Annotated in this window: 13 protein-coding genes; 10 read left to right on the top strand and 3 right to left on the bottom strand. The window is 40.7% G+C overall.

What is annotated here, in order from left to right; translation table 11 throughout:
* Positions 1 to 4 precede the first annotated feature (4 nt).
* A complete protein-coding gene (locus K8P02_RS09545; RefSeq protein WP_025867671.1) occupies positions 5 to 2221 on the top strand; it encodes a RelA/SpoT family protein in 2217 nt (738 codons plus the stop codon).
* 160 nt (positions 2222 to 2381) lie between these two features.
* On the top strand, positions 2382 to 2744 hold the full coding sequence (locus tag K8P02_RS09550) for a diacylglycerol kinase family protein (protein WP_002560689.1): 363 nt from the start codon (positions 2382 to 2384) through the stop codon (positions 2742 to 2744).
* A gap of 88 nt (positions 2745 to 2832) precedes the next feature.
* Here K8P02_RS09550 and K8P02_RS09555 read toward each other — a convergent pair whose 3' ends face one another.
* From K8P02_RS09555 to K8P02_RS09565, 3 genes are all read right to left on the bottom strand, one after another.
* On the bottom strand, positions 2833 to 3987 hold the full coding sequence (locus K8P02_RS09555; protein ID WP_025867670.1) for an MFS transporter: 1155 nt from the start codon (positions 3985 to 3987) through the stop codon (positions 2833 to 2835).
* Positions 3988 to 3992: 5 nt separating this feature from the next.
* A complete protein-coding gene (gene panB, locus K8P02_RS09560) occupies positions 3993 to 4814 on the bottom strand; it encodes a 3-methyl-2-oxobutanoate hydroxymethyltransferase (RefSeq protein WP_002560691.1) in 822 nt (273 codons plus the stop codon).
* Positions 4815 to 5059: 245 nt separating this feature from the next.
* Entirely contained in the window at positions 5060 to 5710 is a 651-nt protein-coding gene (locus tag K8P02_RS09565) for an HAD family hydrolase (RefSeq protein ID WP_007485189.1), read from the bottom strand.
* Positions 5711 to 5834: 124 nt separating this feature from the next.
* Here K8P02_RS09565 and K8P02_RS09570 point away from each other — a divergent pair, with 124 nt between their 5' ends.
* From K8P02_RS09570 to K8P02_RS09605, 8 genes are all read left to right on the top strand, one after another.
* The gene (locus tag K8P02_RS09570; protein WP_002560693.1) at positions 5835 to 7184 is read left to right on the top strand and encodes an MATE family efflux transporter; all 1350 of its coding nucleotides are present in this window, start codon (positions 5835 to 5837) and stop codon (positions 7182 to 7184) included.
* Positions 7185 to 7360: 176 nt separating this feature from the next.
* Positions 7361 to 7801: a hypothetical protein gene (locus K8P02_RS09575; RefSeq protein WP_002560694.1), complete on the top strand. Its 441-nt coding sequence runs from the start codon at positions 7361 to 7363 to the stop codon at positions 7799 to 7801.
* 465 nt (positions 7802 to 8266) lie between these two features.
* Entirely contained in the window at positions 8267 to 9697 is a 1431-nt protein-coding gene (locus K8P02_RS09580; RefSeq protein WP_025867669.1) for a TolC family protein, read from the top strand.
* An 80-nt stretch (positions 9698 to 9777) separates the two neighbouring features.
* A complete protein-coding gene (locus K8P02_RS09585; RefSeq protein ID WP_002560696.1) occupies positions 9778 to 10998 on the top strand; it encodes an efflux RND transporter periplasmic adaptor subunit in 1221 nt (406 codons plus the stop codon).
* A gap of 18 nt (positions 10999 to 11016) precedes the next feature.
* Positions 11017 to 11763 (top strand): ABC transporter ATP-binding protein, encoded by a 747-nt coding sequence (locus tag K8P02_RS09590; protein ID WP_002560697.1) that lies wholly within the window; start codon positions 11017 to 11019, stop codon positions 11761 to 11763.
* A gap of 185 nt (positions 11764 to 11948) precedes the next feature.
* Positions 11949 to 13169, top strand: coding sequence for an ABC transporter permease (locus K8P02_RS09595; protein WP_002560698.1), 1221 nt, complete (start codon positions 11949 to 11951; stop codon positions 13167 to 13169).
* A 108-nt stretch (positions 13170 to 13277) separates the two neighbouring features.
* Positions 13278 to 14333 (top strand): sensor histidine kinase, encoded by a 1056-nt coding sequence (locus tag K8P02_RS09600; RefSeq protein WP_025867668.1) that lies wholly within the window; start codon positions 13278 to 13280, stop codon positions 14331 to 14333.
* 108 nt (positions 14334 to 14441) lie between these two features.
* On the top strand, positions 14442 to 15140 hold the full coding sequence (locus K8P02_RS09605; protein ID WP_007485184.1) for a LytR/AlgR family response regulator transcription factor: 699 nt from the start codon (positions 14442 to 14444) through the stop codon (positions 15138 to 15140).
* The last annotated feature ends 164 nt before the right edge of the window (positions 15141 to 15304 follow it).

A 15304-nucleotide genomic window follows, 5' to 3' on the forward strand; every position in this document is an offset into this window, starting at 1 on the left:
TATCATGGAGGATATTTCATTTTTCACAGAAAAAGAGAAAGCTGAGTTATTCGCTTTATATAAACGGCTGATACGGTCAGCAGGAGAAAGTATCACGAAGGACGATACCCGGAAGCTGAAGAAATACCTTATTCATGCTGCACAGTGCAATAGTCTGCGCCGTAACAATTTTGGGATGAATCCTGTTATCAGGGATTTACAAACGGCAGTTGTTGTGGCCGATGAAATAGGAATGAAAGGATCGTGCCTGATAGGTATCATGCTGCACGAGATTGTAAAAAATAACGTATTATCTCCTGCAACTGTCCGCAGTGAGTTTGGAGAGGATGTTTCGAGTATTATCACAGGATTGGTAAAGACCAATGAGCTGTATGCAAAAAGTCCTGCCATCGAATCTGAAAACTTCCGTAACCTGCTCCTCTCCTTTGCAGAGGATATGCGTGTAATCCTTATTATGATTGCCGACCGTGTAAACGTAATGCGGCAAATCAAGGATTCGGAAAATGAGGAAGACCGCATCAAGGTAGCCAATGAAGCGGCCTATCTGTATGCACCATTGGCTCATAAGTTAGGGCTCTACAAACTGAAGTCGGAATTGGAAGACTTGTCTCTGAAGTATATTCACCGGGATACTTATTATTTCATTAAAGACAAACTGAATGAAACAAAAGCATCGCGGGACAAGTACATTGCTGCTTTTATAGAACCGATACAAAAGAAAGTAAAAGAGGCCGGTCTGAAATTCGACATTAAGGGGCGTACCAAGTCCATCCACTCTATTTGGAACAAGATACAGAAACAAAAGACGCCTTTTGAAGGTATCTATGACCTTTTTGCCATTCGAATCATTCTCGATTCGGATCCGGAAAAAGAGAAGCAGGAGTGTTGGCAGGCTTATTCTATCGTGACAGATATGTATCAGCCCAATCCGAAGCGTTTGCGTGACTGGCTGTCTATTCCTAAAAGTAATGGGTATGAATCGCTCCACATCACCGTAATGGGACCGGAAGGTAAATGGGTGGAGGTACAGATACGTACCCGTCGCATGGATGAAATAGCCGAACGGGGTCTTGCAGCTCACTGGCGGTACAAAGGTATCAAAGGAGAGACAGGGCTGGACGAATGGCTGACTTCTGTACGTGAAGCACTTGAGAATCCGGACAACGATTCAATGAAAGTGATGGACCAGTTCAAGATGGATCTGTACGAGGATGAGGTATTCGTATTTACACCCAAAGGAGACCTTTTCAAACTGGCCAAAGGAGCAACTGTACTCGATTTTGCTTTCCATATCCATAGCAAATTGGGTTGTAAATGTATCGGTGCAAAGGTCAATGGCAAAAACGCCCAGTTGAAACAAAAACTGAATAGCGGTGACCAGGTGGAGATCATGACATCGAACACTCAGACACCCAAGCAGGATTGGCTGAACATTGTAACCACCTCCAAGGCTCGTACCAAGATTCGACAGGCACTGAAAGAGATGGTGGCACGCCAGCATGACTTTGCCAAAGAAACACTGGAACGTAAATTTAAGAACCGGAAGATGGAATACGATGAGGGTACAATGATGCGCCTCATCAAGCGACTGGGATATAAGGTAGTGACAGAGTTCTATCAGGCGATAGCCGATGGTACGCTGGATGTAAACGACTTGCTCGATAAATACATAGAACAGCAAAAACGAGACAACGATACACATGATGAAATTGTATATCGCAGTGCCGAAGGATATAACCTGCAAAACCAGATAGAAGAGACAAATGGCAAAGAAGATGTACTTGTCATTGATCAAAATCTGAAAGGACTGGAGTTCAAACTGGCTAAATGCTGTAATCCGATCTATGGAGATGAAGTATTCGGGTTTGTTACTGTATCCGGAGGTATAAAGATTCACCGCATGGATTGTCCGAATGCAGATCAAATGAGAGAACGCTTTGGATATCGTATTGTAAAAGCCCGTTGGGCCGGAAAATCACAGGGAACGCAATACCCCATCACACTCCGTGTAGTGGGACATGATGACATTGGTATTGTAACAAACATTACTTCGATTATTTCTAAAGAAAACAATATCACGTTACGTTCCATTGGCATTGACTCCCATGATGGCCTGTTCTCGGGTACAATGACTATCATGGTAGGTGATACAGGTCGTCTGGAAGCTTTGATAAAGAAATTAAGGACGGTAAAAGGAGTGAAACAAGTGAGTAGAAATTGAAAAATAATGAATCAATGTACCAATGTTTTATTGAAACGCGAATGATCGCAAATTATCGCAGATTAGATGGCATGCTACATTTGAGAGACGATATTCTTTGCGTGAATTTGCGATAATCTGCGTTTCAATGATACGATCATTTAATTAGGATACAGTACTTATGGAATCATTCAGTATAAAAAAACGTCTGAAAAGCTTTACTTATGCATGGAAAGGAATCAGAGGCTTTGTATGTAGGGAACACAACGTATGGATTCATCTGACAATCGCTATGTTAGTAATTATTGCAGGCTTTATTTTCGATATAGAGAAGTTCGAATGGGTAGCAATTATTATCTGCATAGGGGTTGTTATCGCGGCAGAAGCATTCAATACAGCTATCGAGCGACTCGTGAATTTAGTATCTCCTGAATGGCATCCGATAGCCGGTGAGGTAAAAGACATTGCAGCAGGCGCTGTACTGATATGTGCTATCGCAGCAGCAATCGTAGGATTGGTTATCTTTATACCATATATTAATTGAAAGTTGAAAATTGAAAATGAAAGACTGCTGGTAAATCTCCAGCATGTTTCTTCTGCCTTTCTTTCATTTTCAATTTTCAATTATTCAACTATCGTACCCGCTTTTTCTTAAAATAAGGATAGGTCAACAATATGAAAAACAGCAAAGCTATCGGAGTCAGAATACGCCCTAAATGATAAACAGCATCTACAGAAGACTCAGTGCTCAGATAGCAAGCAGCAGCAACTCCCAAAGACATGCCTGTTTCCCATGCTAAAAGATGAGTGGTATTGGCAGTGCCACGCTGGCAATGTTGTGACAGTTTTACAAACATCAGCAAGAACTCAGGAGTAACCAATCCAAGTCCCACTCCCAACAATATGGCAGTTACAATAGCCGGCAGTTCTTTCAGTAAAATAAAAGAAACCATCATCAGGCTAATTCCTAAAGTAATTACTCTCAGCGTTTTCTCCTCACGATAAACAAACCTTGCCAGCAATACAGAAAACAGGAACCCCACTCCTACTATTGCAAAAAACGGAATTTCGATATTACCTATAAACACATCACTCAATGAATTATGAAAAACAGGTAACAACAATCCCGGAATGAAAGCTATCAACATAAGATTGAAAGCGGGCAACCATCCTCGTAAAAGTAAAAAACGGTCGGACGAACATAGGTTAGTCACAATCGGTGCACGGAAAGGTACATAAACACGGGAAACAAAGAAAATGCCTGCCAATCCGACAATAACCGATACATACAATAAGGTTTTAAAATCATACCACTGATACAAACCTACCCCCAATGCTATGCCGATAAGCATTCCTAACCGGGCCGCCCACGAGAAAGCAATATTTCCCGAACTACGCAGATTAGTATTGGTAATATCAATAGCCAGCGTAATACCTGCCGTAGTAGCCATACCAAATGCAATACCTTGTACGAAACAAAGCAGCAACAGCTGTGTGATATCATTAACAAAACCATATCCCACCGTAGCCGCTACCATCGTTGCAAAAGAGAAAGCACAGACATACTTCCGCTTATATGCATCTACCAGATACGCATGAAAGGGACCAATGGCAAACATTCCCAAAGTAAGCAATAAAAACATTGCTCCGGTTTGAGAAACCGGCACACCCAAGTGATCCGCCATCTCTACCGGAACAACCGGAAATAGCATATACAGGGATATGAACAACAGCAAATTAGCAATACATATCCGCATAAAATGAATTGTCCACAAATGATTTGTCATAAATATTAATATTGTTCCTTCTCGTTCGGGAAGTCACAGTTCTTTACGTCCGAAACGTAGTGACTGATAGCATCCGTCATCACTGTGAACAAGTCAGCATAACGACGCAGGAAACGGGGACGGAAACCATTGTTCATACCCAACATATCCTGAATAACAAGTACCTGACCATCTACATCACCACCGGCACCAATACCAATGACAGGAATAGTCAGTTCACTTGCCACACGTTTGGCCAGTTCGGCAGGGATCTTCTCAAGAACCAGTGCAAAACAACCGGCTTCTTCAAGTAAGTGTGCATCACGAATCAGCTTTTCAGCTTCTGCTTCATCTTTAGCACGAACCGTATAAGTACCATATTTATTGATTGACTGTGGCATCAGTCCTAAGTGACCCATGATAGGAATACCTGCACAAAGAATGCGCTTTACAGTTTCGATGATTTCTTCGCCACCCTCTAATTTTAATGCATCGGCATGGCTCTCTTTCATAATACGAATAGCAGAAGCAAGACCCTCTTTTGAATTTCCCTGATAGGAACCAAACGGCATATCTACTACCACCATAGCACGTTTCACTGCACGCACAACAGACTTACCATGGTAAATCATCTGATCGAGCGTAATAGGAAGAGTTGTCACATTACCTGCCATCACATTGGAAGCAGAATCACCGACAAGAATCACATCCATTCCGGCACCATCAACAATCTGTGCCATTGTGTAATCGTAAGCAGTCAACATAGATATCTTCTCGCCTCTTTCTTTCATTTCTATCAGGCGATGTGTAGTCACTTTTCTGGTGTCATCTGATATATATCCAGCCATGTTTCTATATATTTATGAATTAATAAATTGGGCGCAAAGGTATAACTTTTAATTTATAACAAACAAGAAAAGCAGAAGAATTCATATTTTGGAGAACTTCCCAATCCGTTTAATTACTTTATTATCAGAATTATTATAACTTTGATGATACTCCAATAAACCAAACAAGAAACATGCAAGCTCCCGCCCCTATGCAACGAGAGTACTTGCCGAAAACATTAAATAAGTTAGTGACAGAATAAGTTTCATTTCGCCATAGACAGTAACTTCTCATAGGTCATTCCCATGAAATCATCCATGATAACATCTGCTTTATCTATGATCGTTTCACAGGAATTTGTGGTTGCCAATCCTATAACAATAGCACCGGAATAGCGCCCGGCTTGCAAGCCGTGAAAAGAATCTTCAAATACAAAACTGTTCTCCGGAGTAGTCCCAAATATCTTCATTCCAAGCAAAAAACAATCCGGAGCCGGTTTAGAATGTTCAAACATCTCACCGGTAAGAATACGATCAAACTGTGTCTTGAATTCGGGATGAGCATGATAGACATTCTCCATCTTCTCTTCGTTGGAACTGGTGACAAGAGCGATCTTCACACCATGATGACGAAGATCGGCAAGGAAACCTTGTACCCCCGGAAGATATTCATAGACCATATCTTTCTCAAACTTATTAAGTTCACGAGTAATCTGCTCACGTACCGGAACAAGATCTCCGGAAAAGTATTTATCATAAATCTGTGCCAGGGTCTGCCCTTTTATTCCGGGACCAAAATTCTCTTTATGCAGATACTTTTGTCCCTGTTCATTCCAAAAAATAGTATACTGTGGTTCTGTGTCCATTATAACACCGTCAAAATCGAACAATGCAGCAATTGTCTTTGTAGCATCCATAAACATCTTTTACCTTTAAACGTTAAACGTTGTATTTACATCGGCGCAAAGTTCAGAATAATCAATGGATAAGGCAAATTATTCGTACCTTTGCACCACTTAAAAAACCGTAACGACTCAACATATGGCGCAACAAACCGACCCACGCATTCTGGGAACCGAAAAAATCGGGAAACTTCTGTTACAATACTCTATTCCCGCTATTATCGGAATGACTATTACTTCACTCTACAACATTATTGATAGTATTTTTATCGGGCATGGTGTAGGAGCTATAGCTATTTCCGGCTTGGCCATTACATTTCCGCTGATGAATCTTGTGGTAGCTTTCTGTGTACTTATTTCGGCCGGTGGGGCTACTATTTCTTCTATCCGCTTAGGGCAGAAAGATATGGAAGGTGCAACAGAAGTGTTGGGCAACACATTAATGCTGTGCCTTATTAACTCGGTAGTATTTGGCGGCATTGCTTTTATTTTTCTGGATCCTATACTAAACTTCTTCGGTGCCAGCCCTGCTACATTACCCTACGCACGCGATTTTATGCAGGTAATCCTACTTGGCACTCCTGTGACATATACCATGATAGGGTTGAATAATGTAATGCGTGCCACCGGATATCCAAAGAAAGCGATGCTGACTTCTCTGGTAACTGTATTAGCCAACGTAATTATTGCTCCTATATTCATATTCCATTTCCATTGGGGAATCCGGGGAGCGGCTATGGCAACTGTAGTATCGCAATTTATCGGTATGGTATGGGTAGTGCAGCATTTTCGCAACAAGGAGAGTTTTGTTCATTTCCGTCCTGGTTTCTGGAAAATGAAAAGACGTATTGTAGCCAGTATCTTTTCTATCGGTATGTCCCCTTTTGCAATGAATGTAACCGCTTGTGTCATCGTGATCCTTATCAACAACAGCTTACAGAAGTATGGTGGAGACATGGCTATCGGTGCATACGGTATTATGAACCGGTTGTTAATGCTCTACGTTATGATTGTAATGGGACTGACCATGGGGATGCAACCCATCATCGGTTACAACTACGGTGCACAAAAACAGGATCGTGTAAAACATACGCTCCGCCTGGGTATCATCGTTGGTGTACTGATCACAAGCAGTGGTTTCATTATCTGCGAACTCTTTCCGCACACCGTTTCTGCTATATTCACTGACAGTGAGGAGTTGATTAATATGGCAGCGACAGGGCTGCGTATCTGTATCTTGATGTTCCCTCTGGTTGGTGCACAGATTGTTATTTCTAACTTCTTTCAAAGTATCGGGAAAGCAAAAGTCAGCATATTCCTCTCGTTGTCCCGCCAATTGGTATACTTACTGCCCTGCCTTCTGTTATTTCCCGGCTGGTATGGGTTGAATGGCATTTGGATGAGTATGCCGGTATCAGACGGACTGGCTTTTATCACAGCAGTAATTAGCCTGATGATCTATATAAAAAGGATAAAACACAATGCCTAAAACCAATTAAGATTTCAGATTCAGTGTCCTTATTTTATAGCATTTGTACGAAAAAGAAAGATATTAATTACAACTGTTTTCAAAACAATCCTTACAAACAGTAGGTTTATTTAAAAAAAGCATTTATATTTGTTAGTCAATAAAACCTTTGAACTATAAAACAAATACCTAAGCTTATGAAAACTATAAAAAAACTAATCTGTTTATTATTTTGCATTTTGTCATTGTTTGCATGCAGTAAAGAAGAATCCAATCCCCAATATGATCCGTCTAATGTCTTGTTCAAGGACATCCCTATTAGCGCCATAAAAAGTTGCGTTATAGGCCATTGGATACCATTCCGTCAATATGGAGGAGTTGCCGGTATAACAGAACTCAAAGATATTTATGAAGAATATCAAGAAAATGCACTTATTATAGAAAATAGAGCAACAAATGATTATACAAGAATAGAAATAAAAAAGTGGATTAAACAGGATGATGCTTGCATACTAATAGGGACAGATAACACTCCTATTTTGTATATGTATGGCATAAAAAAAGATATACTTTCTACTTCAATGGGAAAAGAACCTTCACCTGATAATATAGTAACCCTGAGTTCACGAACAAAATAAAAGCATGAAAAGAAATCCATTATTATGGATCATTTGACAAATGCATAACTTGATACAATAGTGTTAACAATGTTAACGCTATTGTTTAACATTCGAGTTTTATTTCATAAGAGTGTACACTTTAGTATATCAAGAATGTACAATATAGTATAGTAAAAGTGTACAATTAACATTTACAGAATTGTACACTCTTAACAACCTATAAACAAGAGTTTCTGATTCATTATAAATCAGGCTATTACATAGATACAAACATTCATCGTCTTCCCTCATTTATCTCCTTAAAGGATTCTTATAATTACTTTTTTGACAACTATGTATTTAGCGAATGAATCATAGTTATCTTATCGACATAAATAACTCATTCAGCGGCGAAACTTCCCCTTACGTCTATCATTTTTGCAACAGTTATTATAGGTACGTACCTTCGCATACATCAATAAAGAATAATAAACTGTAAGAAGTATGATAAATGTAAGAAGATTGACAGTAATAACACTCTGCGTAACCAGTAGTAGCATAGGTGGCAATGTCCTCAGGGCACAAGATAATCCGGCTATGAACACTTACGCTACTCCAGCCACAGAACAAACGGTGGAGAACAATTCTCAACAACTCCCTGCCGAATGGACTTTACAAGACTGTATCGACTATGCTTTAGAGCAAAACATCACCCTACGCAAAAGCCGTATTAATGCAGAAAGTACAGCCGTTGATGTAAAAACAGCTAAAGCAGCTCTTTTTCCAAGTCTCTCATTTTCTACCAGCCAGAATATGGTGAACCGTCCATATCAGGAATCAAGCAGTACGGTAAGCGGAACCGAAATTCTACGCAGTAACAGTAAAACCAATTATAATGGTAACTACGGACTAAATGCACAGTGGACTGTATACAATGGCAGTAAACGTCTGAAAACAATTGAACAGGAGAAGCTGAACAATCGTGTAGCAGAACTGGATGTAGCTATCTCAGAAAAGAATATCGAGGAAAGCATCACACAGACCTATGTACAGATTCTCTATGCTGCCGAATCGGTGAAAGTTAATGAAAGCACCCTCGCTGTCAGTGAAGCACAATGCGACCGTGGAAAAGAGTTGCTTGCTGCCGGTAGCCTGTCTAAAGCCGATCTGGCACAATTGGAAGCACAAGTAAGTACTGATCGTTATCAACTTGTTACTGCACAAACTACTCTGCAAAACTACAAGTTGCAACTGAAACAATTACTTGAGCTGGACGGTGAAGAAGAAATGAACCTCTATCTGCCTGCGCTGGATAATAGTAAAGTACTCTCTCCCCTACCTACCAAAACGGATGTTTATCATGCAGCTCTTGCCGTACGTCCGGAAATTGAATCGAGAAAACTGAACATACAGGCATCCGAATTAAATATCGATATCGCCCGTGCCGGATACATGCCCAGTGTCAGCCTTAGTGCCGGGATTGGTACAAACAATACCAGTGGTTCCGACTTTACCTTTGCCCAACAAGTAAAGAATGGCTGGAACAACTCTTTAGGATTATCTATTAGTGTACCTATCTTTAATAATCGCCAAACGAAAAGTGCTGTACAGAAAGCTAAATTACAACGTGAGACCAGTATGTTAAACCTGCTGGACGAACAAAAAACACTGTATAAAACCATTGAAGGGTTGTGGCTTGATGCCAATAGTGCTCAGCAACGTTATGTAGCTGCACAAGAAAAACTCCGTAGTACTCAGACCAGCTTTGATCTGGTAAGTGCACAGTTCAACTTAGGTATGAAAAATACCGTAGAACTGCTAACGGAAAAGAATAACCTTCTCAGTGCCCAACAAGAAACCTTGCAGGCTAAATACATGGCCATATTAAATGCTCAGTTATTAAAGTTCTACCAGGGAGGGGATATCGAACTATAACCAAATACTGCGCGTAACCGACCTAATGGTACGCGTAAATTAAAAACTAAACAGCAAATTATAAAATAGTAAATATAACCATGAACAAGAAAAAAATCATCCTCATCGGTGTTGCCATTATAGTGGTGACAGGTGTAGCGATATGGGCTTTTAGTGGTGGGGCAACCAAGCACAAAATCTCATATGTCACAGCTACCGTAAGCAAAAATGACATCTCTAACTCCGTAACGGCTACAGGAACGATCGCACCTGTAACGGAAGTAGAAGTCGGTACACAGGTATCCGGTATTGTAGATAAGATTTACGTCGATTACAATTCCGTTGTTACCAAAGGAGAACTTATTGCAGAAATGGATAAAGTGACACTCCAAAGTGAACTTGCTTCAGCACGTGCAACCTATGACGGAAATAAAGCTGAATATGAATATCAGAAGAAGAATTACGAACGTAGTAAAGGATTGCATGAAAAAACTCTTATCAGCGATACGGATTACGAACAAGCCGTATACAACTACGATAAGGCTAAAAGTATGTTCGACAGTAGTAAAGCCGCTTTGGCTAAAGCCGAACGTAACCTTTCATATGCTACCATCACTTCGCCCATTGATGGCGTAGTTATCAGTCGTGATGTAGAAGAAGGACAGACAGTTGCTTCCGGATTTGAAACACCGACCCTGTTTACTATTGCCGCAGACCTGACACAGATGCAAGTTGTGGCCGATGTGGATGAAGCTGATATAGGTGGCGTAGAAGAAGGACAACGCGTAAGTTTCACTGTAGATGCATATCCCAATGATATGTTCGAAGGTAAGGTCACTCAGATACGCTTGGGAAGTACAAGTAGTAGTACAAGTACGAGTAGTAGTGCAACAACAAGTGTAGTGACATATGAAGTAGTTATCTCTGCACAAAACCCGGACTTAAAACTCAAGCCTCGCCTGACAGCCAATGTCACAATCTATATCCTGGACAAAAAGGATGTTCTAAGCGTACCTTCCAGAGCATTACGCTTCACTCCTGAAGTTCCCCTCATCGGCAAAGAAGACATTGTAAAAGATTGCGCGGGAGAACATAAACTTTGGACAAAAGAAGGTAATACATTCACTGCACATCCTGTACAAATAGGTATTAGTAATGGAATCAAAACTGAAATTACAGGTGGAATCAACGAAGGTACCCAAGTGATAAGCGAAGCCAATCTCGGTACACCTACAAGTAATATGGCTGAGATGGGAACAGGTGGAAATACAGAAAAAAGTCCCTTCATGCCTGGCAGACCAGGAGGAAATAAGAAAAAATAAATTAATGTCCTCAATAATATGAGCAAGAAAGTAATTGAACTACATAACATCAAACGGGACTTTTTAGTGGGAGAAGAGATCGTACACGCCTTGCGTGGGGTCTCTTTCACCATCAACGAAGGAGAGTTTGTAACCATCATGGGTACGTCAGGTTCAGGCAAGTCAACCTTGTTAAATACATTGGGATGTCTGGATACTCCAACAAGCGGAGAATATCTACTTGACGGAATATCTGTAAGAAGCATGAGTAAATCTCAACGGGCCGTACTACGAAACCGGAAAATCGGTTTTGTATTCCAAAGTTATAACCTGTTGCCTAAAACAACTGCCATCGAAAATGTGGAACTTCCTCTGATGTATAATGCCAGCGTCAGTGCTTCCGAACGTCGTAGAAGGGCTATTGAAGCATTGCAGGATGTAGGACTGGGCGATCGACTGGAACATAAATCCAATCAAATGTCCGGAGGGCAGATGCAGCGTGTAGCTATTGCCCGCGCATTGGTTAATAATCCGGCTGTAATACTGGCGGATGAAGCAACGGGTAATCTTGACACACGTACCTCATTCGAGATACTTGTACTGTTCCAGAAACTTCATGCCGAAGGTCGTACTATTATCTTCGTCACCCATAATCCGGAATTGGCACAATACAGTAGTCGCAACATTCGGTTGCGGGACGGACACGTAATAGAAGACACAATCAATAATCAGATCCTCTCTGCAATTGAAGGATTGGCGGCATTGCCAAAAAATGATGAAGACTGAAAGGATTTACGATTGAACGATTTACAATTTACGATTGAAGCCACTTTTTAAATTATAGATAAGAGTAATCTCAATTGTAAATTATCTAATCGTAAATCAAAATGCTTTCAATTGTAAATTGTCTAATCGTAAATCAAAGTGACTTCAATCGTAAATCGTAAATTGTCTAAATGTAAATCAAAATAATGAACGGAACCAATTTATTCAAAATAGCCCTTAGAGCATTAGCCAACAATAAGTTGCGGGCTTTCTTGACAATGCTGGGTATCATCATTGGCGTAGCATCCGTTATCACCATGCTGGCTATTGGTCAAGGCTCCAAAAGAAGTATCCAGACGCAAATAGCCGAAATGGGATCGAACATGATCATGATACATCCCGGAGGTGACATGCGTGGTGGTGTACGTCGCGATGCATCCGAGATGCAGACGTTAAAGTTGGAAAACTATGAAAAGCTGCGTGAAGAAACAAACTATCTTTCAGGAATCAGTCCTAATGTATCTTCTTCCGGACAGCTTGTCAATGGTAATAATAACTATCCGTCCTCCGTTAGTGGCGTGGGATTGGATTATCTCAAAATCCGCCAATTGGATGTAGAAAACGGAGAGATGTTCACCGAAGCAGATATACAGAGCTCTGCCAAAGTCTGCATCATCGGAAAAACAATAGCCGATAACCTTTTCCCTGACGGATCCGATCCTGTTGGAAAAGTTATTCGCTTCAATAAAATACCTTTCCGTGTAGTAGGTGTACTCAAAGCCAAGGGATATAACTCTATGGGCATGGACCAGGACGATATTGTACTGGCACCCTATACTACAGTAATGAAACGTTTGCTGGCCGTCACTTACCTGCAAGGAATTTACGCCTCTGCACTCTCCGAAGATATGACAGATTATGCGATCGAAGAAATCACAAGTATCCTGCGTCGCGAACATAAGCTGAAAGACAGTGACGATGATGATTTTACTATACGTAGCCAACAGGAACTTAGTACAATGCTGAATTCTACGACCGACCTAATGACTACCCTACTCGCTTGTATCGCCGGTATTTCACTGGTAGTGGGTGGTATTGGTATTATGAATATTATGTATGTATCCGTCACAGAACGTACCCGCGAAATCGGACTCCGTATGTCGGTAGGTGCACGAGGGATAGATATCCTCAGCCAGTTTCTGATAGAAGCTATCCTGATAAGTATCACCGGAGGTATTATAGGCGTAATTATAGGTTGTGGCGCCAGCTGGATCGTTAAGAGCGTAGCCCATTGGCCTATCTTTATACAACCGTGGAGCGTATTCTTATCATTTGCCGTATGTACTGTCACAGGAGTATTCTTTGGCTGGTATCCGGCTAAAAAAGCAGCGGACCTTGATCCGATTGAGGCCATACGATACGAATAAACAACAATAGTAAAAAATGAGGAGTGATAAGTGATGAGTACTATGATCCGCATGGAACTAATCACTTATCACTACTCGTTAATCACTAATTTTACTATCTTTGCAAATATGAAACAACCTACAAACAGCCGCGTTCGCTTTGCCGTAGTACTAACCCATATCATTGGTTGGGGCATCATTTTTGGCTTCCCGTTCTTTTTTATCAACCGGGGAGGAGAACCTATTGACTGGATAGGGTACATACGCCGTAGCGGAGTACCTCTTAGTTTTTGTATCGTATTCTATTTAAACTATTTCATTTTTATTCCCCGTTATTTGTTTAATGAACGCGTTCAAAAGTTTCTATTGCTGAATCTCACATTAATTGTTCTCATGAGCGGTGGGCTTCATTTATGGCAAACCATCATGTTTGTTAATGATATTCCCAAAACTCCTCATAAAAACATGCCTCCCGGCTGGATCTTTTTTGTTCGCGATATGTTCTCGATGGTACTTACCATAAGCCTTGCTGCCGCAATCAAAATGAGTATCCGGTGGGGACAAATTGAAGCAGCACGACGAGAAGCAGAAAGGAGCCGTACGGAAGCTGAATTAAAGAACTTACGGAATCAGTTGAATCCTCATTTCTTACTTAACACACTGAATAACATCTATGCCCTTATCGCCTTTGATACAGACAAGGCGCAACAAGCCGTACAAGAGTTAAGCCGGCTTCTTCGCCACGTATTGTATGATAACCAGCAAACATTTGTCTCTTTAGGGAAAGAAATGGATTTCATTCGCAATTACATAGAGCTAATGCGTATCCGCCTCTCCTCCAATGTAGTAGTAGAAACAAATATCGATATATCTCCGGACAACCGAACAGAAATTGCTCCACTCATTTTCATATCACTTATCGAGAATGCCTTTAAGCATGGTATCTCTCCTACAGAACCCAGCTTTATCCGTATTGCTTTTTCTGAATCCAACGGAGAAGTGAGATGTGAAATAACAAACAGTTACCATCCCAAAGCCGAAACAGATAAAAGTGGTTCGGGCATCGGACTGGAACAAGTAAGCAAACGTCTGGAATTAATCTATCCCGGACGTTATCAGTGGCAACACGAAGTGAGTAAAGATAAAAAAGAATATTCATCAAGATTAGTGATTAGGGAGGAGTAATTAGTGATAAGTGATTAATGATTAGTGCCATGCGGTTCACAGCGTAGCCCATTAATCACTTATCGCTAATCACTTATCACTAATCACTTATCACTAATTATTAAAGTCATGACCCTAAATTGTGCCATCGTAGACGATGAACCTCTGGCTCTTGATCTGCTGGAAAGTTATGTCAACAAAACTCCGTTTTTGTCTTTAACCGGTAAATATTCGAGTGCTGTACAAGCAATGAACGAGCTTCCGGAAAAGAAAGTTGATCTGCTTTTTTTAGATATTCAAATGCCGGAACTTAACGGGCTTGAATTCTCCAGAATGGTAGACAAAAATACCCGCATTATATTCACCACTGCTTTCAATCAATATGCCATCGACGGGTATCGTGTGAATGCTCTCGATTATTTGCTAAAACCTATTTCTTACGTCGACTTCCTGCAAGCAGCCAATAAGGCGTTACAGTGGTTTGAACTCGTACAGAAACCGGATGAGATCGAAAGTATCTTCGTAAAAAGCGATTACAAACTGGTACAAATAGAACTTAAAAAGATTCTTTATATCGAAGGATTGAAAGATTACATTAAAATATATACCGAAGATCAGCCCAAACCCATCCTTTCGCTGATGAGCATGAAATCTATGGAGGAATTGCTCCCTCCCACTCGCTTCATGCGAGTACATCGTTCATTCATTGTGCAAAAGGATAAAATACGGATCATAGATCGTGGTCGGATTGTCTTTGATAAGACATATATCCCCATCAGTGATAGCTACAAACAGGTTTTTCAAACTTTCCTTGATGAAAGAAGCTAAGAAATAACCTGTTTATCGGTAAAATGCTCCCATTTGTCTATTCTTATTTGCAAAATAGATGACAAATATATATCTTTGTCCCGAACAGAAAGGAGTTGTGAAACTCTGAGAATAGAATAGTTTAGTTAAGTCTAGTTTAGTTTTTGTGTTAAGAGACTTCCTCG

It is taken from the genome of Bacteroides nordii (genome assembly GCF_019930665.1).
GTDB classification, from domain to species: Bacteria; Bacteroidota; Bacteroidia; order Bacteroidales; family Bacteroidaceae; genus Bacteroides; species Bacteroides nordii.